This is a genomic window from Methanosarcina sp. Kolksee, from assembly GCF_000969945.1.
In the GTDB taxonomy this organism is placed as follows: domain Archaea; phylum Halobacteriota; class Methanosarcinia; order Methanosarcinales; family Methanosarcinaceae; genus Methanosarcina; species Methanosarcina vacuolata.
Genome location: NZ_CP009524.1, coordinates 1,520,443 through 1,546,390 on the forward strand (window position 1 = coordinate 1,520,443; position 25,948 = coordinate 1,546,390).

The 25,948-nt window shown below is 41.2% G+C and carries 17 protein-coding genes; 8 read left to right on the plus strand and 9 right to left on the minus strand.

Features of this window, described 5'->3' with window-relative positions; all coding sequences use genetic code 11:
• The first annotated feature begins 245 nt into the window (after positions 1 to 245).
• A complete protein-coding gene (locus MSKOL_RS06375) occupies positions 246 to 1,100 on the plus strand; it encodes a PrsW family intramembrane metalloprotease (protein ID WP_048119573.1) in 855 nt (284 codons plus the stop codon).
• Between the two features lie 380 nt (positions 1,101 to 1,480).
• On the opposite strand, the gene MSKOL_RS06380 is transcribed toward MSKOL_RS06375, so the two are convergent.
• Positions 1,481 to 3,775, minus strand: a complete 2,295-nt coding sequence (locus MSKOL_RS06380) for a CDC48 family AAA ATPase (protein WP_048119575.1) — start codon at positions 3,773 to 3,775, stop codon at positions 1,481 to 1,483.
• A gap of 756 nt (positions 3,776 to 4,531) precedes the next feature.
• On the opposite strand from MSKOL_RS06380, the gene MSKOL_RS06385 reads away from it, so the two are divergent.
• The 4 genes from MSKOL_RS06385 (at position 4,532) to MSKOL_RS06400 (ending at position 10,054) form a co-directional block, all read left to right on the plus strand.
• Positions 4,532 to 7,888: a tetratricopeptide repeat protein gene (locus tag MSKOL_RS06385; RefSeq protein WP_048154488.1), complete on the plus strand. Its 3,357-nt coding sequence runs from the start codon at positions 4,532 to 4,534 to the stop codon at positions 7,886 to 7,888.
• Positions 7,885 to 8,100: a hypothetical protein gene (locus MSKOL_RS06390; RefSeq protein WP_048154491.1), complete on the plus strand. Its 216-nt coding sequence runs from the start codon at positions 7,885 to 7,887 to the stop codon at positions 8,098 to 8,100. Before MSKOL_RS06385 ends, MSKOL_RS06390 begins: the two co-directional genes overlap by 4 nt.
• Positions 8,097 to 8,558 (plus strand): hypothetical protein, encoded by a 462-nt coding sequence (locus MSKOL_RS06395; protein ID WP_048154496.1) that lies wholly within the window; start codon positions 8,097 to 8,099, stop codon positions 8,556 to 8,558. The genes MSKOL_RS06390 and MSKOL_RS06395 overlap by 4 nt, the downstream gene beginning before the upstream one ends.
• Positions 8,559 to 8,698: 140 nt before the next feature.
• The gene (locus MSKOL_RS06400) at positions 8,699 to 10,054 is read left to right on the plus strand and encodes an APC family permease (RefSeq protein WP_048154497.1); all 1,356 of its coding nucleotides are present in this window, start codon (positions 8,699 to 8,701) and stop codon (positions 10,052 to 10,054) included.
• A 421-nt stretch (positions 10,055 to 10,475) separates the two neighbouring features.
• Here MSKOL_RS06400 and MSKOL_RS06405 read toward each other — a convergent pair whose 3' ends face one another.
• The 6 genes from MSKOL_RS06405 to MSKOL_RS06425 all read right to left on the minus strand — a co-directional run bounded on the left by MSKOL_RS06405 (position 10,476) and on the right by MSKOL_RS06425 (position 20,191).
• On the minus strand, positions 10,476 to 11,075 hold the full coding sequence (locus tag MSKOL_RS06405) for an O-methyltransferase (RefSeq protein WP_231592498.1): 600 nt from the start codon (positions 11,073 to 11,075) through the stop codon (positions 10,476 to 10,478).
• Positions 11,076 to 11,522: 447 nt separating this feature from the next.
• Positions 11,523 to 11,678: a hypothetical protein gene (locus tag MSKOL_RS19860; RefSeq protein ID WP_156150981.1), complete on the minus strand. Its 156-nt coding sequence runs from the start codon at positions 11,676 to 11,678 to the stop codon at positions 11,523 to 11,525.
• A 21-nt stretch (positions 11,679 to 11,699) separates the two neighbouring features.
• A complete protein-coding gene (locus MSKOL_RS06410; protein WP_048154502.1) occupies positions 11,700 to 13,898 on the minus strand; it encodes a DEAD/DEAH box helicase in 2,199 nt (732 codons plus the stop codon).
• A 496-nt stretch (positions 13,899 to 14,394) separates the two neighbouring features.
• Positions 14,395 to 16,302, minus strand: a complete 1,908-nt coding sequence (locus MSKOL_RS06415; RefSeq protein WP_048154505.1) for a threonine--tRNA ligase — start codon at positions 16,300 to 16,302, stop codon at positions 14,395 to 14,397.
• A 404-nt stretch (positions 16,303 to 16,706) separates the two neighbouring features.
• Positions 16,707 to 17,813 (minus strand): AI-2E family transporter, encoded by a 1,107-nt coding sequence (locus MSKOL_RS06420; RefSeq protein WP_048154508.1) that lies wholly within the window; start codon positions 17,811 to 17,813, stop codon positions 16,707 to 16,709.
• A gap of 167 nt (positions 17,814 to 17,980) precedes the next feature.
• Positions 17,981 to 20,191 carry a phosphoadenosine phosphosulfate reductase family protein gene (locus MSKOL_RS06425; RefSeq protein ID WP_048154510.1) on the minus strand — a complete coding sequence of 737 codons (2,211 nt, stop codon included), beginning with the start codon at positions 20,189 to 20,191 and terminating at the stop codon, positions 17,981 to 17,983.
• Positions 20,192 to 20,535: 344 nt separating this feature from the next.
• Here MSKOL_RS06425 and MSKOL_RS19865 point away from each other — a divergent pair, with 344 nt between their 5' ends.
• From MSKOL_RS19865 to MSKOL_RS06435, 3 genes are all read left to right on the plus strand, one after another.
• Positions 20,536 to 20,706: a hypothetical protein gene (locus MSKOL_RS19865; RefSeq protein WP_156150982.1), complete on the plus strand. Its 171-nt coding sequence runs from the start codon at positions 20,536 to 20,538 to the stop codon at positions 20,704 to 20,706.
• A 165-nt stretch (positions 20,707 to 20,871) separates the two neighbouring features.
• The gene (locus tag MSKOL_RS06430) at positions 20,872 to 22,374 is read left to right on the plus strand and encodes a right-handed parallel beta-helix repeat-containing protein (protein WP_048154512.1); all 1,503 of its coding nucleotides are present in this window, start codon (positions 20,872 to 20,874) and stop codon (positions 22,372 to 22,374) included.
• 547 nt (positions 22,375 to 22,921) lie between these two features.
• Positions 22,922 to 23,743 carry a class I SAM-dependent methyltransferase gene (locus MSKOL_RS06435; protein ID WP_048154516.1) on the plus strand — a complete coding sequence of 274 codons (822 nt, stop codon included), beginning with the start codon at positions 22,922 to 22,924 and terminating at the stop codon, positions 23,741 to 23,743.
• A gap of 333 nt (positions 23,744 to 24,076) precedes the next feature.
• Here MSKOL_RS06435 and MSKOL_RS06440 read toward each other — a convergent pair whose 3' ends face one another.
• Both MSKOL_RS06440 and MSKOL_RS06445 read right to left on the minus strand, forming a co-directional pair.
• Positions 24,077 to 24,343: a hypothetical protein gene (locus MSKOL_RS06440; RefSeq protein WP_048123766.1), complete on the minus strand. Its 267-nt coding sequence runs from the start codon at positions 24,341 to 24,343 to the stop codon at positions 24,077 to 24,079.
• A 417-nt stretch (positions 24,344 to 24,760) separates the two neighbouring features.
• Positions 24,761 to 25,150: a VOC family protein gene (locus MSKOL_RS06445; RefSeq protein WP_048119611.1), complete on the minus strand. Its 390-nt coding sequence runs from the start codon at positions 25,148 to 25,150 to the stop codon at positions 24,761 to 24,763.
• Positions 25,151 to 25,948 lie beyond the last annotated feature (798 nt).

The window sequence follows — 25,948 nt, forward strand, 5'->3', positions numbered from 1 at the left end:
TAACATTAAAAGCTACATCTTAATGGTATTTTATCACATGGGGAAAAGATGTTTTGGAGAACAGGCTATAAAGGGCAGACAGAAAACGGGCTGCTTAGTCACGAAAGCAATTTGAATTCGCAGCGGCACTTTGAATGTGGTTACTGAAAATTTCAGGAGCCCAATTAGCCTTTGATAACAGACCTTGAAAACAGCAGGATCTGGATGTCGCAGAATAAGATTAACAAATTAAACAGGAGGACATTATGGACAGTACGACGGAAGTTCAGCCGCCTGTGCCAGTGGTCCGACGAAATGAATGGTTAAAAGTTTTAATCACAGCAGTAGTCTTCTACATTCTCTTACTGGTGACCTTGCTGCTGACGAAGAACTCAAACCTTTTTCCAACCCTGGCAATGGTCGGCAGCTTTATGGTCCCTGTCGCTTATGTAGCTTTCATATACGAGCGAAGGCACCTCAGCCGCCTGACAATGCCAACGGTCTCCCTGGCTTTTATATATGGCGGGCTGCTGGGCATCATTGCTGCTGCTCTTTTAGAGCCATTTTTTATCAGTCAGCTAGATCTCAGGGCAATTTTAAGAGTAGGATTCATCGAAGAGTTTGCTAAAATCCTGGGAGTGCTGGTGATTGCACGCCGCAGACGGCATGACTCGGAAATGGATGGATTGATTCTGGGTGCGGCAGCGGGAATGGGGTTTGCAGCCCTGGAAAGTAATGGTTACGCCTTTACGGCCCTCCTGGAAAGTCATGGGAGCATTTCGGCAACAGTGGAGGTGACCTTAATCCGGGGTCTGCTTTCTCCATTGGGACACGGAACCTGGACAGCTATTTTAGCCAGTGTACTGTTCAGGGAAAGCAAGAGCTGCAACTTCCGCATTAACTGGAAGGTAATTAATGCTTATCTGCTCGTTTCCATTCTACATTCAATGTGGGACGGGCTGCCTCTTGTCGTTTCTTCTATCTTTGGCCAGGGGTTAGGCGTGTTAATTGCGTGGGGTGCGATTGGTGCTGCTGGATTGTTTATCCTCTGGAGACGCTGGCAAGAAGCGATCAGGTTACAAATGGTTTTGCCGTCAGAAATCGAGGAAATGTGTACCTAAAAAGAATAGAAATGTGTACCTAAAAAGAATACTACGTGTAACCTCAAGCCCGGACTGATGTAAGTTCGGATGAACTTCGGGACACCGAAAAGCGGTAGGAGGAGCATGAGATAATCAATTGACAACTTCAGATATTGACAAAAAAGCAGTTATTGGTGTGATAGGCTCCGGGGTCATGTGAAGCTTTTTTTCTACCCAATAACTTCTTGAGATTTGTGATTTTGCAAAAAAGTGTCGCACTGCCGCCACTTGTCGAAAAAGGCTCTATTTTCAACCTACACCACTGGAGGTAGCTGGGATCAGGATGTTAATAAAAAAGTAGAGAAGAGAAAGGAAAACAGGAAAAAGGAAAAAAGAAGGCCAAACTTCCTGTCTCGCACTCAGATATAAAATGGAGTCTCTATTTCTTTTGACTGCCGTTTTCTCAGACCACTCTGTACAGCCTGGTAATATTTCATGGTATCAGGAGTGACCGAAGGCCCGGTTTCAGCAATCGCTTGAAGGAAATGTTTCTGCTTTACTTCTTTAGCGTGAAGGTCTTCGCGAAGTGCGTCTCTTCCTGCCTTTTTACATACGGCTGCAATATCAGCACCTGTATACTGGTCGGTCATGGATACGAGTTTGTCAATATCAACATCCTCTGAAAGCGACATTTTCGCGGTATGAACCTTAAATATTTCCTTACGAGCTCCCGCGTCCGGAACGGGAACTAAAATTAACTCATCAAAACGTCCAGGCCTTAGAAGAGCCGGATCTATAATATCAGGACGGTTAGTTGCACCTATTACCACTACAGCTCTGAGTTCTTCAAGCCCATCCATCTCGGAAAGGAGCTGATTAAGGATTCTAGCTGTAACCTGTGGCTCACTTACGGAAGCCCCGCGAACAGGTGCAAGAGAGTCAAGTTCGTCCAGGAAGATAATAGATGGAGCGACCTGCCTTGCCCGTGTAAAAACCTCAGCAATCCTTTTTTCGGACTCTCCGTACCACTTGGAAAGCAGATCGCTTCCTTTTGCGGTAATGAAGTTAGCTTCGGACTCATGGGCAATGGCTTTTGCAAGGAGAGTCTTTCCAGTACCCGGAGGACCATATAAAAGCACTCCTTTGGGAGCTTCAACTCCTATATCCCTGTACGATTCCGGACTTTTGAGGGGCCACTCTACGGCCTCCTTCAGAAGTTGTTTTACTCCTTCCAGGCCGCCAACATCTTCCCAGCTCACGTTAGGAATTTCGATAAGGATTTCTCTTATAGCAGACGGCTGGACATCTTTAAGGGCATTTTCAAAATCTTCCCTTGTGACCCGAAGTGTGTCAAGGATTTCGCTTGGAATTTCAGGTTCATTGAGGTTAATCTTCGGGAGAATCCGCCTCAAGGAACTCATTGCAGCTTCCCGGCAAAGCGCAGCAATGTCAGCTCCCACAAACCCATATGTTATCTGAGCGAAGTCCATGAGATTTACGTTTTCGGCAAGAGGCATACCTCTCGTATGAATCTGGAAAATCTCAAGCCTTCCTTCGGTGTCCGGAACCCTTAATTCAATCTCTCTGTCAAATCGACCAGGACGGCGGAGTGCCATATCAATTGCTTCAGGGCGGTTGGTTGACCCTATCACAATCACGTTCTTTCGCTCTTTAAGCCCGTCCATCAGGGAGAGGAGTTGAGCTACAACTCTCCTTTCGACTTCTCCAGTCACCTCAGCCCTCTTAGGTGCGATGGAGTCTATTTCATCAAGGAAAATGATTGCAGGAGCGTTTTTCTCTGCTTCTTCAAAGACGTCTCTGATCCCTTTTTCTGATTCCCCATAATACTTGGACATAATTTCCGGACCATTGACTGAGATAAAGTAAGCATCAGTTTCGTTTGCAACTGCTTTTGCGAGCATTGTCTTGCCTGTTCCAGGCGGCCCGTAAAGCAGTACTCCTTTTGGAGCGTCAATTCCTAGCCTATCAAAAAGTTCAGGATGCTTCAAAGGCAGCTCTATCATTTCCCTTATTTTAGTGATAGCCTCTTTAACCCCACCCAGGTCCTCATACATAACAGTAGGAACATTCTGTTCCGGAGTTATCTCTGCAGCTTCGTGTAAAAGCTCAACTTCTGTCATATCTGTAATCTTTACTATCCCGGACGGGGAAGTGGAGACCACCTGTAACTTTATTTCTCCCAGCCCAAATGACTGCTCCATACCTGGACCAAAAAAGTCCTGAAAGAAATCCTCGAACATGATTCCTTTACCGAAAGTCTCTCTTTCCCGGGACCGCCTCAAGCTTGTGGTGGAAATAAAATCTCCCCTGGAAACCGTACGGTTCATGAATACGGCTTTAAGAGTTTCACTTGGGGCATAGATCTGCATGCCCTTAGCCACAGGCGCGAGGGTTACACTCCTTGCTTCTTTCCAGTCGGCTTTGCGAATATCCACATACTCCCCTATGCTGGTTTTTGCATTTGTGCGGATAAGTCCGTCCATGCGGATAATATCCAGGCCCGAATCGCTGGGATATGGACGTCCCACCAGGGCTGAAGTCGATTTTCCTCCTCTTATTTCCACGACGTCAAAGGGCTTGAGGTCCAGCTTTTCCCTGAAACTATCATCTATCCGGACAATTCCTTTTCCGACATCTCTTTGATCAGCTTCTGCGACTTTTAGTTTTGCAGTTATCTTTTCTCTGTCAGCCAAATAATAACCCCCATTTCCATATTAGAACTTACACTTATTTAAAAAGACAACGTAGTAATTTTCAAGATAATGTAGAACTCTTAATTTCTTCTTTTTTTCAAAAACTCATCTAAGCAGCCACAGCCTTATCAATGAAGGAACCTCTCTCTGTTTCCTAAATTTTATAATGTAGTTTTTACGAAAATTTCTTTTAGAAGATCGAGACAGTAACCTTCTGCCTGCTTTCCTTCAACAAACCCGATAAAGTCTTTTTATTTGCAAGATAACCGATACCTGTCATTTCTGGTTTCCCATCCTCTATTTTATACTATATTAATAGTTATATAAAAAAGAATTTAATTAAAATATTAGACATGGCTTCATGCGTCTTCGGTTAAGTGAGGAATCATGACAAATTGCAGCAATGTCTCAACATTTGTAATATATTTCAATGAGTTGTTAGCTGAAAAGGGTCTCGATTTCATGTAAAAAAGCCAAAATTTAAGGACGGCTTCTAATGCAAAATCGATAGCTTTCAGGTAAGAAAATTCCTTAACCGACGACCAATGAAAATGATTCTTTTGAGGCTGAAATTAGATTGCACCAACTTTAATCAAAATAGATTTGAATTTTCGTGAGTTTTATGTGAGCCTTGATACCTTTAAAGCTGTACTTCTGTTTTTTAATTCATATTTTTAAGTCTTAAATATTATTTTTATTGATATATACACTTTAAATTTATTAATTATGAAATCCAAATAACAATCGGTGATTTTTTTGGAATACTCTTCTCTTGATTTTCAGATTACCCGATCCCCTGAAGCTTCTCCCTATACATATCGTGCCTCGATTCTGAATGATGGAAATGTTGTAGCGAGCAACGATTTTGAACTCAGGCCAGACCTGAAACTCTTTCAGATGCTTAAAAGTATAGAGAAAAAAGTTACAGAAAGCCCTGAAGAGCCAAAGAAGCATAAAGAAAAGGCAGAGACACAGGAAGAAAAGGATAGAGAAGAGCCGCATGTTGAATTTGGGAAAATGCTTTACAGTATGGTATTTTCCGGTCAACTAGGCGAGTATTTCAACAAATCCATCCAGGAAGTCCAGGAGAATGGCAGTGGACTCAGGATTTCACTCAGGTTTGGAGAAGATGTTCCGGAAATTTCAGCGCTGCCCTGGGAATACCTGCACGACGACGAAGATTTTCTGATTCGAAGAAGAAACATCCTTATTTCAAGGCTGCCAGCAGGCGTGAAGAAGAAAAAGCTTGAACCTCTTGATTCCGTACTCAGGATGCTGGTAATAATTTCCGGTCCTGATGACCCCAGGATTTCGCCTTTGAACACGGAAAAAGAACAGGAAATTATCCTTGAAGCCGTGGACAAACTTCAAAGAGATCAGAAAATAAAAGTGGACTTTACTGAAGATGCAACCTTTGAAAATGTCGAAGGTTACCTTAACGAACAAGATTATCATATTATCCATTTCACAGGCCACGGGATCAGCATAGATGGCAAAGGTAATCTTGTTTTTGAAAACGAAGACCAGAAAGCAAGGCTTATTGACAACAAAACCCTTTCAGACCTTTTTTCCGAACGAGGCATCCGGCTTGTTGTGCTCAGTTCCTGCGAATCAGCTAAAGGCTCGAATAAAGAAGCTTTTGGGGATCTGGCCAGTATGCTTTCCAAAAGAGGGATTCCTGCTGTTGTGGCAATGCAATATTCTGTACTTGATGATGTAGCCACAAAGTTTGCGTACAATTTTTATAGAGCAATTGCAAGTGGAAAACCTGTTGACCTTGCTTTAAAAGAAGCAAGACTCGTGATGAAGAACTTAGAAAATGGTAATGGACTCGACTTTGCAACTCCGGTACTTTATCTTTCAGACTGCAACTGCGTTAATGTAGGGAATTTAAAACCGGAACCTTCTGAATTCGTTTTCAAACCTATGATGCTGCCGGATTTGCAGGTCATGGAAAAAGGTTTTGTTGCCAGGAGAAAAGAACTCAGGCTTCTTGAAAAAGGCTTCAAATCCGACGTAAAACGAGCTGCAATTATCCACGGCTTTGGAGGGATTGGAAAAACAGTACTTGCAACTCGATTTGCGCTGAAAATGGGCTATTACTTCGAAGGCACTCTGGGAATAAAATTTACTCCTACAACCAGACCGGAAGATATCCTGAACAAATTCAACAGTTTTTTGCTGATGAAAGGAAGACCTGAACTGAACCAAATCCTTAACCAGCAGTTTCCTCTTGAAGTCAAAACTACTTTACTGGTCGAAATCTTGAAGCAGATAAGGTTACTGGTCATTTTCGATAACTTTGAAGATTGCCTGAACGAAGAAAGGAACGACATAGAAAACCCCGAACTTAAAGCGTTCATCCAGCAACTCCTTAACAACACAACCAGAAACACAAAATTCCTCATAACAACTCGCTACGACTTTGATCCCTTAGATGGCAGGCTTGCTGCCGGAATCGAACACATTTCTCTTCCAGAACTCCATTTCCCCCAGACAAACTGGCTTATGAACAATTTTACGGAGCTGGCATATCTGGGAATTCAAAAGAAAAAGAAAATCTACGATGTCATAGGTGGCCACCCCTGGACGATAGGCCAGTTTGCTGTACTTGCTTCCAGTCAGGGAGTAGATGATCTTTTATTAGAGCTTGAACCTCTCCAAAAAAAGCTTATTGAGTTTACCTTGCTGGAAAAGTCTTTTTCAAAACTGAATCAAGAAGCAAAAAAACTGCTCCTCAGTGCTTCAATCTTCGAAGAAGCAGTTCCTGTTGAAGCATTATCATGGATTATAGGAAATGAGAAAGATCAAAGTCTTTCTGTTGGAGAATCTTTAAATAAACTCTTCCAATGGGGTCTCATTTCAAAAGAACAGGAGTACGATAAGGGTGTTTACTCGGAACACACAATTGTAAAAGATTTTGCACTCAAAAAACTGGAAAAAAACGGACTGGATAAAAAAGAGCTTCTTATCAGGGCTGCTAGATACTATGAGAATCTGGTCGCTCAGAATAGAAATCTCTGGGATCATCTGAGAGCAAGAGATTACTACTACCAGGCGGAAGATTGGGAAAGTGCAAACGAAGTTGTAGAAAGTACAATAGAATATCTGATCCGATGGGGGCATATTGAACTTGCAATGAACCTGTTAAATGAATCTATTAACACAACATCAGGAGATACAAAAACAAATGCTGAGTTCAACCTTGCAAGGATTTACTGCTTTCTAGGAGATTTAAACACAACATTAAAAATATGTAACAATGTGAAATATAGATATGAGCAAAAGATGGATAATAAAGGAGTTGCGGTTGCACTTCACGCAATTGGAATCATTCATCAGCATCAGGGCGACTACGAAGAAGCAATGAAAAATTATAGACAATCTATGGAAATTGAAAAAGAACTAGGGGACAAAAGTGGAATTGCAAAAACACTGCACCAGCTTGGAAATATTCATCAGCTTCAGGGAAAATACGACGAAGCAGTGAAAGATTATAACCAGTCTCTGAAAATTGGAGAAGAATTGGGGGATAAAAGTGTAATTGCATACTCACTGCACTCACTTGGAATGATCCATCATCGTCAGGGAAATTACGGAAAAGCAGTGAGAAATTACAACCAGTCCCTGAAGATAAAAGAAGATTTAGGAGACGAAGGTGGAATTGCATATACACTACATCAACTTGGAATGATTAATCAGGATCAGGGAAATTACGAAGAAGCCGTGAATAATTATAATCAGTCCCTGAAAATTGAAGAAGAACTAGGGGACAAAAGCGGAGTTGCAAAAACACTTCACCAGCTTGGAACAGTTCACTATCAACAGGGGAACTGCGAAGAAGCCGTGAAAAGCTATAATCAGTCCCTGAAAATGAAAGAAGAGCTGGGGGACAAAGATGGAATTGCAGTAACACTACATGAACTTGGAATAATAAACGAAGACGAAAAAGAATATCTTATTGCTCTCAGAAATTATTTAATCTCTGTCTCACTCTTTGAGCAATTGAATTCTCCTAATAAGGAGATTGTAGCAAGATCCCTTGCAAGATTGCGAAATAAAATGGGGGAAGAAGAATTTGATGCTGAACTTGAAAAGCTGGTGAATGAATGACTTCTGAACTCATCAAATGTCCTCACTGCGGGTATAAATATTACACCGATGTAGAAAAAATTGTGGAAGACGGGAACACTGTTGCAGTACGCTTTGGTTCATCTGATGTTAAAAAATTATTCAGCCGAAGGACTCCAAAAAGCATGTTTATAGATCTTACCTGTCCCAATTCTAATTGTAAAAAAGCATTCGAGTGGGAAGTAAAGGTATGACGACTGAAGGAGAAGTTGAAAGCGGGGCTGGTGAGAGAAATATTCCTTTAGTTCCCGTTGAGCCCAATCCTTTCTGGAAGAAGAACGCTGAAAAGCTTGTTGGGGAATCTATTTCAGTTGTGGAAGATACGGCAAAACAGTTTGTTGTCGTTACAGGACTGCTTCAAGGGATCTATTTTCACGCTATTGCATTTTCAGATATGAAGGGAGCAGAAGGATATTCGATTTTGGTCTATCTGGCTCCGCTTGTGCTGTGGTTACTGAGTTTGATTTTTGCGGTTATGGTGCTCTTCAGGAAAAGGTATGAGATTAATATAAATTCGACCAGGGACTCAAAGGAAAAATTTGAGGATATGGTGAAAATTAAGTACCGGTACATACGGATTTCGGGGTTTTTGCTGATTCTTAGTTTCGTGGCGCTTGCAATTGCTTTTTTGCATTACCTGAGTATATTTTAATTATTTTTCGATGTTTTAGTCTTTTTCTTCTACTGAGAGATTTAGGACAAATATATTTAGCATGTGTTTTAATTATCTGAAAGCCTGTTTGCGAACAAATAAATATACAAAACCTTTTACAGGTAGCCTAAGAGATAAAAATGACTGAACTTAAGAAAACGATTTCCTTCACTCGGGGCATGGGGCTTGCAATCTGCATGCTTATAGGCACAGGCATTCTTGCACTGCCAGGCTTAGCACTTGATGCAGGCACTGTCTATGAAGCAATCCTCGGCTGGTTCCTTATAGCAATTGTCGCAGTCCCTCTCATCGAAGTCTGCTCCAGCCTTGGCCTCAAATTTCCTTCAACAGCCGGACTTGCAGGTTATGCTGAAAAGGCTGTCGGGCCCTGGGGAGGATATGCGGTTTCCTACCTTGTGGGAGGCTCTTTCTTTTTCGGGCTTCCTGCAGTTGCTCTTATAGGCAGCGAATATATGAAGCATCTTTTTCAGTTGTCAGACACAGGAGCAGCCCTTTTTGCGGTTTTGCTTGTAACCATGATGTTTCTTTCGAACATGGCAGGGATGAGGGTTATCTCTCTAATCAATTACGCATCTCTGGCTGTCCTTTTTCTGCTAATAGGCATGCTTATTGCCTTTAACCTTGATTTTCTGGATTCGGGCCTCGGGATTGCCAGCGGAGCAATTAGTGGTAACGTGCATATAGACCTGCATAACATCTGGAAAGTTGCAGCCCTCCTTTTCTGGGCTTTTATCGGCTGGGAAAACCTTTCTTTTTCCCTGGGGGAAATAAAAGACCCTGAAAAAAATGTACCTCGCCTTTACTGGCTCAGTTTTGCCCTTGTAACCTTAATTTACCTTTTGCTTGCCTTAATCAGCGCGGGAGCCAGTGTTTCAGGTGCTTCTCTTCAGGGAGCATCCGGGCTTTCCGGCCTCGTGCTTTTTACGCCCGGAGGAAAACTGCTTATCTGGCTCATGATAGTGGTTATTTCAGCAAATGCCTGTTCCTGGAACTTCACTGCAAGCCGCTTGCTGTACGCCGGGGGCAGGAAAGGAATTTTTCCTGAGGTCTTCGGAAGGCTTTCAAAAAGGAATATCCCTGTATCCAGCCTGGTTGGGCTGTATGCACTTTCAATTTTCCTGGTTTTCGGAAGTTATCTCTTCAAAATTCCGGTATCAACCATGATGCTGTTCGTAAGCCAGAACTACGTTTTCCTCTACGCTTTCATTATAATTGCATACTGGAAAACCGAAAACGGCTGGAAGAGATGGATTTTTTCGGCTCTTTCACTCGTGTCCCTGAGTTTTTTGGTCTCAGGGTTTACCTGGAAAGTTGCTTATCCGATCTTTTTGATAGGTTTTGGATATTACAGGTTTCTCAGGAGTACGGATAAAATTTCTACATCCAGACTGCCTGCATCCAAACTGTCTGCATCCAGAAATGAAATTGCGCACTGTGAAGACGTTCAGGAAATCTCTAGTTTGGTCAAGCACTGAATGATAGGTACTGACGTTAGGTACTGACGTTAAGTACTGAACATTAAGTACTGAACATTAAGTACTGAATAATTTGGGGACCTTAAAAATTGTTTGAGATAACCAGTTGTTTAATAACCAGTTGTTTAAACGCTTTATTCTTGGAAAAATAATTAATTTTAATTTTCCCATCAAAAATACACCCTATTTTTGCCTAAAAATGGATTTTACTCAATTTAAACTCCATTTTGCTAAATTACTATCCTTCTTCCTATCCAGCTTTTCTGTGATGTTGTTCAATCAATTCGGCTCATTATCCAACTCTAATATTTCACCTGTAAAATGCAGAATTCTGGTATAGCTATATAAATCAATCTTGGCTCTTCATTATTTTGTGTGAATATCCTCATAAATTATAGACTGCTCGTCATCTTTGGTAAACTCATTTTTTCCGACAAACCAGCTCACCATTTTTAAGTGGGATAAGTACTGCATCGACTCGGTGGTCATTATACACACAGTCAAGAAACGGCTTGAGCGTATCAGCGTGGCTTATCACATTGTCAGCTATCAATATGCCACCTCTAACCATTTTAGGTATGATTTCCTCATAACAGTTAAGATAATACTCTTTCTCGCAATCTAAGAAACAAAAGGATATTCCAGAATATTGGCTTATTAAGTATCCAGCATCTCCATGTACGAGTTCTACGATGTCCTCCAGTCCAGCTTTTGAGAAGGTTTCACGTGCCAATTTCACTTTCTCTTCCAGTATTTCGAAAGTGATTAATTTACGATTTGTTTCTATACAAGCGAGTGCAAGCCACATGGATGAATAACCTGCACTTGTACCTATCTCCATAGCTATCCCGTCAGGGGAAACGGCTAGCATGAGTGCAATAAACTCGCCGGTTTCAGGTGGGATCTGTCTTAGCCTTTGTGATTTCGGTGTTCCATCAGTTCTATCTTCTTTATCGATAAGCTCAAGGTAATTCATTCGTTCCTTCATAAGGTCAGGTATTTCATGGAACATAGTCGTCATCTTACTATCAGTTTTTAATTTTTTATAAATCGTTGTCTATATAAAGCTTTTCAAAAAGATAGTAATGCCATAATTAGAAAGTTACAAGAATCCAGGTTCAGTTATTTAAGGCGTTATTTTTTCAAAAGTTAAAATTCTTTAAAATTAAGGTTATTGAACTTGTTTTTCACCATATTATATTCGGTGTTTAAAAGGAAAAACGATAAAACCCTAAATATCGAATTAGAGACAATTGATTCTTTAGTCGTCCAGTATTGCATGGTTGAAATTATCCTGATTAAATATTCAGTATGACAAATGGTTGCGTTTTTGTGCAAGGAATGCAAATAAGCTCCATTTGCACTGAGTTTCAAAACAAAAAGGACCTGAAAACTACTTTACGAGCATTTGAAAATAATATCAACCAGATAACAGGGAACAACCGGTTTCCGGGGTCAAATTAAGTATTTATCCGGCTGGCGAGCCGATTCTGTCCTGCAAGGCGAAGAAGAGAAAAACAAAAGATTCCTGCTTCTTGATGGTCTCTTGATGATCTCTTGATGTTCTCTTGGTGCTTTGAATAATCTCAATCACCGGGTCAGAAAACATCAGTGTGGAAGCCATCAGTTGTCAGGAAACCTCATGTTATTTTTGCCGGATAATATTTTTGACCCGCCTGTCCCATTCCGTAGACTCAAAAAGCTCCTTCAGTTCAGGAGAATCATCTATAAAACAGAAACCCCAGTAAACCGCAGGCAGGAACTCCCTTTTCCAGCGCTCTTTTTTCTTCTTGTCGAGGAACTGGTAGGTTTCCGAAGACGAGAGGCGGCTTACGAACCCCAGCACTTTTACAAGTTCAGGGATAGTCTTCTGAGCCGAACCGAGCTTCAGGCATTTAAGCCTGAGGTTATCTATCTTTCGGAAATCGGGATCGAAGTTCAGAGCTTTTAAAATCTGGTTTTTCTCAGGCATCGAGAGGTGCCCACCGTTATACTTGAGGGAGTTCAGGGCCTGAAGTTTCAGCAGCCATTCTACTTCCCCGAAAACCTTGGGTTTATGCTGCCTTGAAACATCCCCTAGCCTGCGGTCTTCATAAGCTTCTCTCTTGAGCCTATTTATATTGCCTGCAAGCTCTGCAAGCTCTTCTGCATCCCTGAATTCTCTGACCCGAAATCTCAGGGTAGCTCGCATAAGTTCCCGCTTTTCCCGCTCAAAAGCTCCTATGTCCTTTTCCTCGGTCAGTGCGAGCAGACGCGAAAAATACTTTGCCCTTATGGACGTCGGAGGAAGCCTTACCGGGATTTCACGAAACTGAGCCACTTTTCTGTTTCCTTTCCCTTTTCCCTTTCCTTGAAAGCCAAGTTCTACTTTCTTAATCTCTATCTTTCCTTCCTCGATTGCTCTTGCTGCATCGCCCTCTGAGAAAAGTTCTTCAAGGCGGATCTCGGGCTGGAGCATTTGCACCTGGTCAACCTTTTCCCCGGAAAAAACGCCTTCTCCAAAGCGCTGGTAGAGAGAGTCAATGCTATCCGAAATCTCAAAAATATTGCCCTGTTGCTTTCCTGAGACTGAAGAAAGCCTTGTCACCCTTCCGACCTGCTGTTCAAAGAGCCGCATACTCAGGGTAGGACGCAGCAAAACAAGGGCTTCAAGTCCCGGGAAATCAAAACCTTCAATCAGCATGCCTACGGTGCACAGCACATAAGGAGGCTTTCCCATTTCTCTGAAAGCTGCAAGAATGTCACTTTGTTCATTTTTAGACAGCTCCGAGCTTATAAAAACCGTATCCCGAAACTCGCCTTCAGGAGTATAATTCTCAAAATTTAAGGGCAGGATAGGCTCAGGATCCTTTTCGGATTCCGGAACTGAAATTTCCCCATTGAAAACCGAGGAGGTAAGCTTTGCATGGAAAGCATTAATTTCCTCACCTTCAGCCCCTACGCCATAGACACGCTTCCTCACAGGGGCGCAAAAGACGAGTGTTTTTGCATGCTTGTGTTTTATCAGAGAATCGTACACATTTTTTGCAAGCTGAGTTCTTCGAATTACCTTTTTCAACTTGTCAGGAGTACTGCAGTCAAGGAAAAGGTCCTGCTTATCAAGTTCATCAAGCCCTCTTTCAAAATCAAAGATTTCAAAGATATCCTCAGAACTCTCGGCAATCGTGTACTTAAGTGGGGCAAGTTCGTTGTCCAGGATGCATTCAGGAAGGGTTTTTGCGTATACCTCCCTCATATCCCCTGCAATTTCATCCACGAACTTGACATTCCCGACAACTCCCTGGAATGGAGTTGCAGTCATTCCCAGGATTTTTGTCCTGTCCCCCAATTCATTGAGAAAATCGTTTCCTCGATTGTTAATGAAATTGTGGATCTCATCCACTATTGCAAGGTCGGCAAGTTCAAGAATCAGGTTCTTGATCTCAGAGCTCTGTTTTCCAAGTACGGTCTGAAGCGAGGCAAAAAGAACAAAACCTTTATCCTTTTCCTTCCCAAAAAACCTCAAAGTTTCAGCAAGTTCTTTTCGGTCCACCTTATGTTCGGACGAGAGAAGTGCGCTGTTGGGAAAAAGGGGACGTTTTTTCTTCCTGTCATAATAGGTCTGGCTAAGAAGAGGATTATTTCTCGAGACAAGGAAAAGCACAACTTTTCCTTCGTCGTAGTACTTCTTCATTATATGTTTCGAAAGAAAGGTTTTACCCCAGCCTGTAGGAACCTTGATGTAGCCTCTCTGATTGTTTTGGAGATATTTTAGAATATCCTCAAAAATTTTCTTTTTATCTTTTCTCAAGGGCTCAAGCTCGACGGTTTCCATACTGACTGCGGTCTCATTTGAAATTGTCATCAGTTACGCTGTCCTTAAACTTGTCAATGTAAAAATTTGATATCAAAACCAGAAAGTTCCTTACAAAGGGTTTCTGGGAAACTGGTATAACCTATAAAAGGAAATTCTGCATGTAATTATAAACTCAATAAGAAGTAACTCCCCATAAATTACAAATAATTAGTAAAAATTCCATTTAGTAAAAATTTCATTCCAAAATGCTTAGATCGGGATCTTTTCGTCCAGAAACGGAGAAAAACAAACCTATAACTACTTTTATTTAAAAGGAATCCTCTTTCAATAATAAGAATTACGTCAATATATATGTTATGCTAAAAAGCCAGAAGAAACAGGCAAACAGGTAATTTTTGTTTCCTCTGGCAGTTTCCGAAAACTTATTTGGAAGGGTTCAGAACATTTTAACATATTTATTTTTTTAACATATTTATTTTTTTAGAACATATTTATTTTTTTAGAAGAGTCTATACAATATTAAGTTCATAAAATCTTAATACGTTTAAACGAACTTTGGCCTTTCAGAAAGATATTTTGATAGGGGCAGTTTTCTGTATGGTTTTCCTGCAATTTCACCTTTAATCCGGGCATTAAGTTCTTCCGTAGTAATTTGAACTTTTTTAGGTTTGTTCTGTTCGGATTCAGCCCGAATGGTTACATTAATGGTGTTATCCTCGACTTCTTTATCTCCAATAACAACCACGTAAGGGATCCATTCCCTGCCTGCTTCCCTCACTTTCTTTCCTATTGACAGGTCGCGGTCGTCAATGTCAACCCTGCAGTCCAGCTTCTGTGCAATCTCTTCGGCAAAAGCGACGTGTTTTTCTGAGATTGGCACAATCCTGACCTGGGTAGGAGAAAGCCACACTGGCAGCATAGGAACCTTTCCTTCTTCGGTTTCCATTGCAGCTTTTTCGAGAAGGGCGTAAATGCAGCGTTCGATTGCCCCGCTTGGAGAGCAGTGAAGTACGGTAGGCCTTTCCAGTTTGCCGTCAGCGTTTACATAAGAAATGTCATACCTTTCGGCGTTTTCGACATCAATCTGAACCGTGGAAAGTGCACTTGCCTTCGCAAGAGCGTCTACGAAGTTAAACTCGAATTTGAGCACGAAATAGAAGAAGCGGGTGTCCCACATTTCAACAAGCACAGGTTTGTCGACGGTCCTTGCCATATTGACTACAAGCTCTTTATTCGACTCGTAAAAGTCCCTGGTAAAGCGGATGGCTACTTCATAATCCTTAATATGGATTCCTACATTTTCAAGCACATCAATGCAGAGGTCATACTGTTTTTTGAACTGGTCTACAGCCTGGTCCATGTCCTCGCAAAGGCTGTGCATATCAGGCATGGTAAAAGCCCTGAGCCTTCTCAAGCCCACAAGTTCTCCCCGCTGTTCCTTTCTGAAACTGTAGCGGGTCATTTCGATCATCCGAAGAGGCAGGTTCCTGTAGGAAATCGTCATGTCATGGTTCATAAGGAACTGCCCGAAACAGGCTGCAAAACGCAGGAACATCTGCCTCTTGTCTGACTCAATGGAGTACTGCCTTGCAGGGAACCTGTCCAGATATTTCTTAAGAGTCGGATGGTTCATGTCATACATGATAGGAGTTTCAACTTCCATTGCCCCAAAGTCGGTTGCGATATCAAGCACATAATTCTCAAGAAGGGATTTTATAAGCCTCCCTTTCGGATAATAACGCATGTTTCCTGAATCAGACCCTGGTTCATAGTCTGCAAGCTCAAGCCTCCGCATAAGCTCCACATGAGGAGGAGCACGCTCAACAGCTCTGCTCTTGGAAATTTCGTAGTTTACAAACTGCTGGAGTTTGGGATAAGGCGTAAGGTCGAAATTCTCAACTTCGTGAAGTTCTCCATCAGGAGTAAGGATGCGCCAGTAAGACTTTGCCGTACCTTCGGCTTTAAGGGCTTCGGAAACAACCTCTTCTTTTGCCCCGGTTGCTTCTACTTTGCCTGCTGATTTTTGAGTTCCTTCAGGGCGTATGCTCCTTGAGAGTTCGGAAAGCGGGTGCCCTTTACAGCTGATACTAAAAGCTTTATACCACCCGAAAGGAGCACGTTTGACCTCGTATTTTCCTGAGAGCGCAGTCTCTATGCCTTTGAGTACCTTTACTGCAACTTTCGGAGAAGAAAGGTCAGAACTTAGATGAGCATAAGGATAGAGCATTATACGGTCGGTTTTGACCTGGGTAGCTACCTTTTCAAGTTCGGAAACCGCCTTTTCTATAGTTTCCTCAGGATTTGCCTCATCTACACTTTCAACAGCCATAAAAGCGGTAAGTGCTTCCTCAAGCCTGCCGGACTTTAAGGACTCTTCAATTTTTTCAGCAACTGGAGTTTGTTTTTTGGTTTCGTATTCAATATAATCAGAGTGAATGAGCAATAACTGCATTCTATCACCTATGTTCGATTTATTCGGTGTGGAAGTTTGTTCCGAATTTATTTCGGTTTGAGTTTTGTCCCGAATTTGTTTCGGTTTGAGTTTTGTCCCGAATTTATTTCGGTTTTTAATTTTTCCCTAACTAGCTTCAGTTTTCAATTTATCCCGAACTAGCCTCGGTTTGGAATTTATCCCGAACTGTTTTCTTTTGAATCAAATAGTTGATTTATATAAGACTAACTGAGGTCTGTACCGTCAGTAGATCTTGATTAAAGGGGTAAAGAAGAATATATGACAGTCCTAATATCCTTCAACGATATAAAATAATCCCTTTCGACTGATACTTTTGAGCATATAATGGAAAACTTCAGGATTTCAGATGTTTTTCGGTACATTTTCTGAATTTTACTCAGGAATTACTTTTCCGAGTCAGCCTTACTTGGGTGTCCCACTTTCTTGAGGTCTGTGCAGGTCTCGACAATTTCGGGATGGGTGTGGTCCTGATAAACCCTGTAAGCCGCAACCAGAGCCCCGAGAAGAATAGGGGCTGCAAAAAATCCTGCAATTCCTCCGACAAAAGCCCCGCCAAGGAAGGCAAGCATAAGCAGCATCGGGTGAATCTTGGATTGCAGGCTGGTCAGATAGGGCCTGAGAATCAGCTCTGGGGGACCGTAGATAATAAGAGAGGATACTGTAAAGAAAACGGCTGCACTTTTAAACCCCAACTCAAAATATCGCATTAAAGCCAGAGGCACCAGCACCATGTACCCAGCAAAAAGAGGAACTATTGAAGCTATGAAGATAAGGGTCGCCAGGGCGAGCACATGGGAAAAACCAAAAGAGTAGAAAACAATAACCGAGGTTACGCTGACTATTAGAGCAGAATAGGCATTGCCTATGAAAATTCCTTTAAGGATCATGTCAAGATGATGCGCGTAACGGTTTACAACTTCTTTGTACTCTTTTGGTATCACGCCAAGAAATGCGCAGTAAAGCCGATCCCCATCAGCGAGTATAAAATAGCAGAAAATGATTGAGATTAAAAAATTAATGACAAATAGACCGATACTCTGGGCATATGAAAGAAGCCCTATACTGCCTACTGCAGGGAGTAACGAGGTAAAGAGGTCCCAGATGGCAGAATTAATACTTTCTATGATTCTATCCGGAACGTTCAGAGAGTTTATGAAATCCAGAATCACTGCCGCAACTGCCGTCTTATGTCCAATAATCCAGGAAACCTGGTTAAGGATCTCAACAATACCTGCCCCTACAATAAACACTATAGGGATGAATATGCACAGACTGGCAATAAGAGCTCCTATTTTTCTGTGCTTTTTGAATTTTACCCGGATAGGCCTGGCAATGTAAGCAAAGACTATGCCCAGTACGATTCCATCTGCGAGGGGCAGCAGAATTAGAAACGCAAAGTACAGAAGCAACGCTACCGCCAGTGCTGCTCCTATTTTCCATCGGCTGGCTATGATCTGACTTACTCCGTCAGGGTTTTGGCTCAATTTCATTTTTTAGTTTCCGTTTGAGTAAATGAATTATACACAGGTTTAAATCAAGTTTGTGGGAATATGATAAAAATGTGAGATCTAAACTTAATTAAAAAGTGTAATATCTAAATATATTTAGAAACTATTTAAAAATATCACAGAGATGTGAAATTCGGATTTCTGATGAATCACACCTTTAACTTTTGATTCAGATCAGGTACAAGTTTATCAAAATATCTGGTTACCACACAGGACTCTGTACATTTTCCACATCTGATACAGGCTTCGTTTACATGCGGCGTTTTTTCTTCGAGAGAAGCCGCCCCGACCGGACAGGCTTTTACACAAATCCCGCATCCGGTACAGCGGGAAAGCCTTGTAAACTGCTTTGCAGCTTCTTTAAAAAGTGAAATCGCTTTTTCCTTTGTTTCCGAACTTGCAAGCAGATTCCCGTTCGAAAAAAACTTTACAGTTCCGGTCCCGGTTTTGACCAGCAACATCCCGAGGTCTTCCGCATAAACCGTGTTTCCGAGGACATTGATAAAACCTGCAGCTTCGTTTTCCCTGATACCTTTCACAGCTGCTTCTATTGAATAGCCGCCTGCCCGGCAGGGAGAAATTCCTGACACGACTTCAATTTCAAAGTCTTCAGTTTTTTCTCTGGCAAGCACGGAGATCCCTAACTCTTCGGCCAGTTTTAGCATCTTGGGAGGCAGTTCTTTCCAGCGCCAGAACCCATGCTCTACGAATTTTTCGGAAAGCCCTCTGGACTTTGCCCATTTCATCAGAAAAGCGTTCCACTTCGCATACATTTCAGGGTGCAGGTCTTTCACCCTGGCGTACTCGGCAGCGAGGGCGGATGGGCAAAGCCAGCAGCCTACCCTTTCAAAGCCAAGGTCATAGAGAGGATTGTAGGAAAGTTGTCTCCAGTGTATGTAAAGCCACACCTCAATTGCCTTCCAATCCCTTATGGGAAAGATGTTGAGCTGGGCAGGGACAAAAGGATTCGTCTCACTTGCTGCAATCCTTGCCCTTGAGAAAGATTCGTGCTTGCGCTTGCCATCAATTGTGAGATAAGCCACGCCGCCAATAGTCCCTTCTTGAGAAGATGCTTCTTTTCCTGTCTCGAAATCCCCTGCTGATGCCAGCTTGCAGACCTTACAGCACCAGCGGAAATCCTTTGCAGGAGGCCCGAATTTTCCGACCTGCTCTCGAAAAGCGGAACCTGCATTTGCTTCGAGGAGTGGAATTTCCTTTTCCCGGCAAAAGTTTCGTACAAACTCGATAGTTTCCGGAAACTCAATCCCGGTGTTCAGGAAGAAAGCTTTTAGCTCCCTTTGCTTAAGGGAAGACCGCGCCAGGTCAAGCACCACAAGACTGTCTTTACCGCCGCTGAAAGAGACATAGACAGGTAGCTTTCGGTATTCTTTCCTGGAAATAATTCCGCGAATAGTATTGATTGCGTTCTTCCCAAGCGCCTGGAGATGCTTTTTGTTTGCTTCTATGCATGCCGCAAGATCAGGAGTCTCAGGGCGAAGCGACGCTTCACTGCTGTCAACCTTCCTGATCCTGAGAACTTTTGTTTCGGCTCCGGTGGAAAGTTTCAATTCAGTCCGGTTCTCGGGCTCAGGCAGGTTTTTCAGGTCCGAAAAGTCCGCGCCGTCAATATAAGAAACCCCATAACCTGTCAGGCTGCCTGCAGTAACAAGGACAAAGTCTCCTGTTTTTATATTGCTGTCAAATGCTTCAATAGATTCTACTGTGACACTTTTTCCGTTAAGGTGCCGATTTGTTTTCTTAAGCTTGACTTTCCTGTCTCTGGCATGTTTAAGGAGAATTTTTGCACCCTGGAGGGAAGGTTCAAAACTGTAATCCATTTTTGAAAGCTCAAACCGGAGAATTCCGAAAATAAAACCATCTACGAGTACCTCATCAGTTTTGTCTTCTCCTGGAATTTTGTTTAGAAGAATGAGCTTATCTCCAAGGGGATTGCAACCAAAAGCTGAGTGAAGCTGCCTGTCTATGACTTCTCGCTCGTAAGGAGAACAAAAACGGACGTCAGCAGGTTGGGAGAGCTGAAGGACTTCTCCTTTGCTGCCGCATATTCCACATTCTTCCCCTATCAGAGGAAGGTTACATTTTCCGCACCAGAAAATTTTATCGTCTTCATACTCGAAACGTGGAGAGGACTTTTTCTTTGTAAAAGTTATCACTTCTGACGGCTTTTCAAATCCAGAGCTCTTCCTTGCAGAGGTTTTTTCTTTAAAGTTCATAGACTTATTTTTTGTCCCTTTTCCAAGGGTTTGCGAACCTTTTCTGTCTTGGCTGCTTCTATCTGGACTGTTTCTTATATGTTTTTGCGAGCTGGAAGGCTGGTGTTTTTCTTTTTTCTGATGCATGGGTGCCCTGACCGATAGTTCGAAGAAATGATTAAGACCTTATTGTTCAATTTTCTGCAAGGATGAGTTTATCGATATATCAATATTTTGAAAGAAAGGAATATCCAATGAAAGAAAACTTGATAATACTGTTTGTGCTCCTTTAATATTAAGTTGGTTATATAATTAACCTAATACATTAGTGTCTCAAATTAGCTTTTAAAATCTCTAATCTAATTTGATACCCACTTCTTTAAAAGTATCTCCCAGACGAATTCTTGCTTTCAACTTTATTTTATATTTCTGTCAACGCCAGGTTAAGACGCTTCGCTTTTTATCTTTATATTTCACCAGGTTAATGTCCAGTGAAGCCAGCTATTGTATTAAAGCTTCAAGTTTCATTTCCTACTCCAAAATATGATGAGGAAAGCTCAAAAATGGAACAACTATTGTATTTTTTTGTGGTTGAAACTCCATTAAATTTGAAGAGGATACAAATGGCATTAAAAAACAACAACATCAGACATAATCCTTGAATTGGTTTATTCCCCACACGAGGGAGAAGTTAAGGTTATAAGACTTAAGCGGTTGAATCATTTTTTATAAAGTATTTTAAAATAATATTCGCTATATAATAAGTGTTAGTTAAAAATAAATGATTCAACTAATATAAATTACATAAGTTTGGGGTGGGGAGTAAAATGACTGGAAGGTGTCTCAGGTATATACGGCAGAACTGGACAGAAACAAGATTTTACATTACAATTTTCATTCTCTTGATTATACTGGATTTAATAATTGTTTACATATTAATACAGTCCAGATCTCCGCCTACACCATCAAATACCTCTTCACTTACACCATCAAATACCTCTTCACTTACGCCATCAAATGTGACTGTATGGGTAACTGGCGATAGGAGTGGGAACTTCACCTGCGATGGGAGCAATGATCAGGTGGAAATAAATCAAGCTTTTGCATATGTTGCAGAAAACCCGCAGTTCACAACCGTTCATTTGAAAGGGCCGAACACATACCTTATATCAGATACTATTTTCATCGGAAATAATACTACCCTGGAAGGAGACCCTACAGCCGTAATTAAACTTATAGACAGGGCAGACTGGCCAGTATTTAAGCCCCTTATAACGCAGATTAACAGTACCGAAATACATGGGGTTACTATAAAAGGATTTGAAATCGACGGAAATCACGACAACAATCTGGATAAGCCGAAAGGGTATGGATATTACAACATGATTCATTTCCGCAACTCCAGAGACCTTCAAATTCATAATATGTATATGCACGATGGGCATGGAGAGGCGTTGAAAGTAGACAATAGTTCCAATATCAAGTTTTACAATAACAGTGTATATAAAATGGGGCATAACGGGCTTTTTGCCGAAAACTGCCAGAATGTAGAGGGCTGGAATAATAACATAACAGTCAGGACTGACTGCGGTCTTAGATCAAGGAATTCTAACCACGTAAAATTCCATGATAACCTTATAGATTCCTTTTACCACTGGAGTGCGGGCGGACCTGGAATTCTGATTGAGAAAACAACAGCTGTCGTTAACGACGTAGAAGTATACAATAATACTATTCAGAATACTTATGGACCTGGAATCTGGTTGATAGGCTGTTGTAGGTCTTATCCAAGAGATGAGGCTAAAAATGTATACATTCATCACAATATTTTATACAAAACCGGCACTAATCCTAATATTGACTGGGTAGGGGGTATAGTGACAAGCGGATTTTACGATACCCTCATTGAAAACAATACCTTTGATGGGGTATATCATGGTGCAATTATTCAGATGTACCCTACAGGTACTCACATTTATCCCACATATAATAACTCAGGCCACATTGACCTTTCACCTAAAGGTACAGGATATACAACAACTGCTCGCAATAATATTATCGCAAATACCAAACAACGCAAAAAAGATCCAGATGGAACCGGGTATGGAGTAACTAATTATTTGCCTGAAACACATACCATTACGCTTGAAAATAACTGTCTGTACAATAACTATGCAGGTAACTATATGAACTGCACGTCAACCACTGATATCTATGTAGATCCTGTACATTTAAACCAGAACATTGGAGCCGGATATTTTTCAGAAGAGTTTCAAGAATCAATTAACCAGACCATGATAAATTCCATTTTAATAAAACGATGCTCATAATGCGCCTGCAGTTATATTGGCTTTTGCAGTTATATTGGCTTCTGCAGTTATATTGATCAGTGGGAGCTTGCTTAATGCAAAGTTCACTTAGAAAAACCTGACCTCTTACAAAAAGTAAGAAATATATATAACTTTTGCCGCGGTTAATATGAATAAGTTCATTCAATTTCATACTCCTGCTTAAAAAAAAAAGTTTTGTAGTTTTTCCTGTAGAGTAGTGGGCTAACTCCTTTACCTTTAAGAACAAGAGAAACTTTAAGTCGTACTGATAGTGATTTTTTTCTCCTAGATTTCTGAGAAGAATAGATTAAACAGCTTTGAAATAAGCTTAACCGTTGAAACGAAACTGTTGAAACGAAACCGTTGAAACGAAACCGTTGAAACGAAACCGTTGAAACGAAACTGTAAACTTAAAAACTAACGCCAAAGATGACTTTTCACAGACAAATGAGTTTGCATAAGGGGAAATCTCAATAATGAAACCTCAACGACATTTTGAATATATACAAATTTCAGCAAAAAAACAGGTTTCAGAAGGTGAATGAAAATGAGTGAAATTGACTGGGAGTCCCAGGAGGGTGCCGAAAGGTATGACCGGAATTGCGATCATCAGTTCCAGAAAGGCAAAGCACTGATAGAAATGATGGGAATAAAAAAAGGGGATTCAGTGCTTGATGTCGGCTGCGGGACAGGGCAGCAGGCTGTGAATGTTCTGGGAATCATAGGGTCGGCTGGTCAGCTCACGGGTATTGATCCTTCATCTTATCGTATTGAACTTGCACGGAAGAAATTTAGCAGAGACTCCACCAGCAACATCCGTTTTTTTGTAGGACAGGCTGAGGACCTCAGTTTCGTGCCTGACAATTCAATCGATCATGCATATTTCTGTTCCTCATTCCACTGGGTTGACGACAAGAAAACTGCCCTATGTGAGATATACCGGGTCCTCCGGCCGGGAGGCAGGGTGGGAATGACCACACTTGACAGAAACAGCTCCAGCACCATGAAGACACTTGCAGATCCTATTCTTGCAAAATATCACATTGAAAGGAATCAGGAATTGCATAGAAGGATGAAAAAGGTTACTGCAACAGAACTCCGGGATCTCCTGTCGGACGCAGGTTTTGACAGTATATCAATCGAGCCAAGGGATATCCCCTGGAAGTATGGTTCTCCTGAAGAGTTTCTGAAGCACCTGGAAGAAAAAGACAGCCCTGAGTGCCTGCTGAAGGACATCCCTTCCGAGATAAGAGAGAAGATCAGACAGGAGATCACTGAAGAATTCAGGAAAGCAAAAGTTTCGGAAATTGCCGGTTATGGGAATGTTACACTGTTTGCAACTGCAACAAAAACGAAAGAGGGGCTGTAAAACCAAAGAATGAGGAGGATGTGAAATCAAAGGATATGAATAATTTTAAGATTCCGATATGCTGGCAAATATTTTTGATAGGGGTCGAAATGTAAAAGTAAATACGGTACTGTTTAAATAAAAATATTAAATTGAAGAACCAGCTACATCAAACCCTTTTTCAAATCCTTCTCCGTCCCCCAAACGAAAAATAAGCCTGTTTACCAGCAGGGGGAAAGAAGAGGAAAAAGATTCCCTTGTTTCAAGTTTCTCCTCAAAGCCGATAAAGAGCAGCTCAAGCAGTATTTCATTTTTGACTTCTTTTTTGTCAGATTTCAGTGATACAGTTACGGCTCAAACAAACTCCTTATATAAATCACATCTCATGCAGTCAGCACAATGGTTACCTTCTCTATCTTTACTTCTACGGAGCTCGGCTGCAGCTTGCACCATTTCTGCGCGGGTCTTGTCGTGAAGGTCTTCCAGTACTTTAAATCTTCTCGATTTAAGCTCATAGCAGTTCGGATTTTTAGCAATTTCAAGATCAAGATTTCTCAGTTTCAAAGCGACATCAACAATATACTTACTCTGGTCAACAATGTGCTCATCTATAACGCTCATATAGTTTCTCCACTCTATGAAATAACTCTTTGAAAATAAAGACTCAACGGTCTGCCATTTCTAGCTATTTTCTGTCAGTGCTCCCATATGGGTATTCAAGTTCGTTCTATCTTTTCGCCGCGTTATTTATCTCATAGGTTATTAATTATTCTATAAATAAAATATATAAGAGTTTCTGATCAAAGTGACAGGAATTATAACAACTTTTGATTAAGAGAAAGAATACAAAACAAAAAAATTAATTAATTAATCCTTATACAGAGCATACCCTGAACGAACATGAGACTCTTTGAATAACATGCACAACCAATGAAAGTGCTTGCAGATGGCAGCATTTTCATGCTAATGAAGTGAAAAACAGAACATAAGTAAAGTACGGCAAACCGGGACAGTATGAAAAATATAGGAAAAAAGAGCTTATCTAACACTCGGGTCCGACTGCATTATCCCGAATATGTTCCTCTCGGTGTCGAGGCAATACGCGTACCAGCCGACTCCACGTATTGGTCTTTTTTCCATAGTGATTTTTCCACCGTGCTTTTGTATCCTGTTCAGGTATTCATCAATATCCGGGACGTCTATTGTGCAGATATAGGTACTTATCGGCGTATTCGCCTTTGGTTCCATTCCTTGCCTTTTCATAAGGCCGCCGTCGATTCCTGGCTCATTTTCCTTGCCGGTGATTACATTCCAGTATTCCATTGAACTTTCCGATCTCTCGATTTTCCAGCCGAATACATCCTGATAGAATTTCTTAGCCCTCGCAATGTCTCCTGCATATATCTCAAAATGAATTACTCCTGGCATGAGAATTACCTCCTGTTTTAATTAGATAATTTGGACGATATTCATATATTAATTTCATTGGTCATCGGTTAAGGAATTTTTACTCTTATGCAATCAATTTTGGAACACTATAACTATTTCATTAATATATTTGATTTCTTGATTTGTAAACCTTTTTCGATTAACATGTGGACCCAACGCCTGACTTTTATATCTAGTGCATCGATTCCAAAGTATGTCAGAAATGAATTTTTTGAAAACCACGGAAAGCGCGGAAGACACAGAAATCAGTAGTAAAGGCGTGTTTCTTCCGTGCTTTCCGTGTTTTCCGTGGTTGTAATATCCAGATCGAATCACTATGCGACAGGCTGCGTTTTCCGTGTTACAAAATTCCATGTGACTTTAAAATAATATTTGCGTTATAAACTGTATCTGTTTTCTTATTATGTGTGTATTTGAGAATCGATATACTAGACATTAGAGTCTCAAAAGTTAAATTCACTCGCAGTTTTTTCTTAAGAGTTACGTAGTTGACTCCTAGCATATTGTTTTTTCCAAACATTCAAATATCTAAATTAATTTAACGTGTATTTGGGATTCCTTAAGTATTCTGTCACTGCCACTCTTATTAAATGGAGCATTAGCTACGTTTGGGTAATATCTAGCAGCTTCAGTGCAGCTAAAAACGTTGGAAGCTGCGATGAAGAAATCAATGTAGTCAATAGCATTACACTTATGTGGGTTTATATCCATAACTCTGCAAGTTTTTAAAGAAACACAAATTTATAAGTATATTTATAAAAATATCAAGTTTTCGGC

What these genes read in the sequence shown, in the direction of transcription:
- MSKOL_RS06445 (WP_048119611.1), bottom strand. Translation starts at nt 25,150, where the DNA reads ATGCCAGGAGTAATTCATTTTGAGATATATGCAGGAGACATTGCGAGG.
- MSKOL_RS06440 (WP_048123766.1), bottom strand. Translation starts at nt 24,343, where the DNA reads ATGAGCGTTATAGATGAGCACATTGTTGACCAGAGTAAGTATATTGTT.
- MSKOL_RS06420 (WP_048154508.1), bottom strand. Translation starts at nt 17,813, where the DNA reads ATGAAATTGAGCCAAAACCCTGACGGAGTAAGTCAGATCATAGCCAGC.
- MSKOL_RS06425 (WP_048154510.1), bottom strand. Translation starts at nt 20,191, where the DNA reads ATGCATCAGAAAAAAGAAAAACACCAGCCTTCCAGCTCGCAAAAACAT.
- MSKOL_RS06410 (WP_048154502.1), bottom strand. Translation starts at nt 13,898, where the DNA reads ATGACAATTTCAAATGAGACCGCAGTCAGTATGGAAACCGTCGAGCTT.
- MSKOL_RS06390 (WP_048154491.1), top strand. Translation starts at nt 7,885, where the DNA reads ATGACTTCTGAACTCATCAAATGTCCTCACTGCGGGTATAAATATTAC.
- MSKOL_RS06400 (WP_048154497.1), top strand. Translation starts at nt 8,699, where the DNA reads ATGACTGAACTTAAGAAAACGATTTCCTTCACTCGGGGCATGGGGCTT.
- MSKOL_RS06395 (WP_048154496.1), top strand. Translation starts at nt 8,097, where the DNA reads ATGACGACTGAAGGAGAAGTTGAAAGCGGGGCTGGTGAGAGAAATATT.
- MSKOL_RS06375 (WP_048119573.1), top strand. Translation starts at nt 246, where the DNA reads ATGGACAGTACGACGGAAGTTCAGCCGCCTGTGCCAGTGGTCCGACGA.
- MSKOL_RS06435 (WP_048154516.1), top strand. Translation starts at nt 22,922, where the DNA reads ATGAGTGAAATTGACTGGGAGTCCCAGGAGGGTGCCGAAAGGTATGAC.
- MSKOL_RS19860 (WP_156150981.1), bottom strand. Translation starts at nt 11,678, where the DNA reads ATGGCTTCCACACTGATGTTTTCTGACCCGGTGATTGAGATTATTCAA.
- MSKOL_RS06405 (WP_231592498.1), bottom strand. Translation starts at nt 11,075, where the DNA reads ATGACGACTATGTTCCATGAAATACCTGACCTTATGAAGGAACGAATG.
- MSKOL_RS06430 (WP_048154512.1), top strand. Translation starts at nt 20,872, where the DNA reads ATGACTGGAAGGTGTCTCAGGTATATACGGCAGAACTGGACAGAAACA.
- MSKOL_RS06415 (WP_048154505.1), bottom strand. Translation starts at nt 16,302, where the DNA reads ATGCAGTTATTGCTCATTCACTCTGATTATATTGAATACGAAACCAAA.